The organism is Pseudomonas sp. W15Feb9B, from assembly GCF_000828175.1.
GTDB classification, from domain to species: domain Bacteria; phylum Pseudomonadota; class Gammaproteobacteria; order Pseudomonadales; family Pseudomonadaceae; genus Aquipseudomonas; species Aquipseudomonas parakoreensis.
In genome coordinates, this window is the sequence record NZ_JTKF01000094.1 from 1 (window position 1) to 1,449 (window position 1,449).

General features: G+C 56.5%; 1 protein-coding gene. It reads right to left on the reverse strand.

Annotated elements, in window-relative coordinates; all coding sequences use genetic code 11:
- Positions 1-288 precede the first annotated feature (288 nt).
- Positions 289-1,047, reverse strand: coding sequence for a hypothetical protein (locus OC71_RS26750; RefSeq protein ID WP_174377049.1), 759 nt, complete (start codon positions 1,045-1,047; stop codon positions 289-291).
- Positions 1,048-1,449: the final 402 nt, after the last annotated feature.

Genomic DNA, 1,449 nt, shown 5'->3' on the forward strand with positions numbered 1-1,449 from the left:
AACGGTCGCTGCGCTCCCACCCCCCGGATAGATCCCTCCACTCAGCCTGCCGACGGGGCCGGCACGGCAAGATCAAGAGCTGCAGCCGAGCTTGCGCTCATCCTGTGTAGGAGCTGCCGAAGGCTGCGATCTTTTGATCTTGATCTTGGTCTTGATCTTGTGGGAGCTGGCTTGCCAGCGATGGCGGCCTGACAGTCGACCAATCTCTAACTGAATGTCCTCAATCGCAGCCAGTCCAACCCCCCACAAAAAAGCCACCTCTCGGTGGCTTTTCTTAACTCTCGACACTTAGTCGTAAATCACTTTCTTCTTCCAGTCCGCATCGGCTTCGACTTCTTTGAGGCCTTCGGTCAGTTGGTTCACTTCGCCTTCGACCGGTGCAATTTTGTCCATGACTTGGGCATTGGCGCGGGCCAGCAGTTTTTCCAGGTATTGCAGTTGTTCCGAGTACATCTGCGGGTCTTGCTGTTTGCGCAGGTATTGCACGCCGCGTTCGAAGGCGAGGCGGGCCTGGCCGGGTTGGTTTTGTTGCAGGGATTGTTGGCCGAGGTTGTTGAAGAACTCGATGTGCAGCAGGACCAGGATGTGGCGGACTTCCTTGATCCAGTGTTTGGCTTCGTTCGGCGGCAGGAAGCCGTCGTGGGCGGCGCGGGTGATCTGGCCGTGGAGGGCTTCGAGCAGGAAGCGGACGTCCTTGGCTTTGGCTTCGGTCAGGATCGGTGCCGGCGGGTTGTTGACCGGGATCGATTCGCCCTGAGCCACCAGTGCGCTGAGTTCAGTGATCCGTGCCTTGATTGTGGCGCTGGTTTTTTCCAGGTTCAGCAGACGCTGGCAGACGTTCAGTTCCAGACGCGTCAGCAGCAGCTTGAGTGCCGGGGTCATGAACTGACCGGGGAAGGTTTCGGTCAGTTCGCCGCAGCGGCGCAGGCGGTCGTTGAGTTCGACTTTGGTGCGGGCCTTCTCCAGTTTGTTGTTTTCCACCACATGGTTCATGTAGCCAATGGCGATCAGAATTGCGATCCCGGCTACGACTAGCAGGGTGATCATGAGTGGTGTCACCGGTAAGACCTCTTTATAGGGTTCGCATGCGAGTGTAGTGGCTGGACATTCAGGCGCCCAGCGCCGCTCGACGAGTTGATTCAGCAGCTTCTGTGTATATCGGCTGCACACTGCTTATATGAATGCTGGCGCAGAGTGCGCAGATTGCCATCATTGTGTTGCGGACTATAACGCCTTGGCGAGTGGCGGAATATAGGCGTCAATCGTCGGGCGACGGAAAAGCCCGAATGCTCTCGTAAAGCAGGTCGAAGTCATTGATTTAAATAAATTTATATTCGGGGGTTGACGACCTCTCAAACCATCCATAGAATGCGCGCCACTTGCAGCGTAAAGCACACAGCGAAACGCGGCAGGGAGTGAATGTTGTAGTGTGTCCCCTTCGTCTAGTGG